Here is a 545-nt window from a genome sequence, read left to right as displayed (position 1 = left end):
CGCCGCTGCTGCCCGAGCCGCTGGACCACGTGCTGCTCCAGGCCGACCTGACGGCGGTCGCGCCGGGGCCGCTGAAGGCGCCGCTCGCCGAGACGCTCGGGGTGCTGGCCGACATCGAGTCCAAGGGCGGCGCGACGGTCTACCGCTTCACACCGGAGTCGGTACGGCGCGCCCTGGACGCCGGGCGCACGGCGGCGGAACTCCAGTCCTTCCTCACCTCGCACTCGCGCACGCCGGTGCCGCAGCCGCTGAGTTACCTGATCGACGACGTGGCGCGCAGGCACGGCACGCTGCGGGTGGGGGCCGCGTCGGCGTATCTGCGCTGCGACGACGACGCGCTGCTGACCGAATTGCTCGCCGACCGGCGCGCGTCGGGCCTCGGGCTGCGCCGCCTGGCGCCGACGGTGCTCGCGGCCCAGTCGGAACCGGCCGTGCTGCTCGACAAATTGCGCGCGATGGGCCTGGCCCCGGCCGCCGAGTCCCCCGACGGCGATGTGCTGATCACCCGCGCCGACGCCCGCCGCACCCCGCCGCGTACGCCGCCC

Annotated in this window: 1 protein-coding gene; it reads left to right on the top strand. The window is 76.0% G+C overall.

Annotation, left to right across the window (positions count from 1 at the left end; translation table 11 throughout):
* Window positions 1-545 (top strand): helicase-associated domain-containing protein (locus BGM09_RS24520; protein ID WP_188283866.1); only part of this gene is annotated, 545 nt, incomplete at both ends.

The sequence above is a fragment of the Streptomyces sp. CBMA29 genome (genome assembly GCF_014596445.1).
Classification (GTDB): domain Bacteria; phylum Actinomycetota; class Actinomycetes; order Streptomycetales; family Streptomycetaceae; genus Actinacidiphila.
Note: the sequence above shows the minus strand (reverse complement) of the source record. Positions and strands in the feature narration are given on the sequence as shown.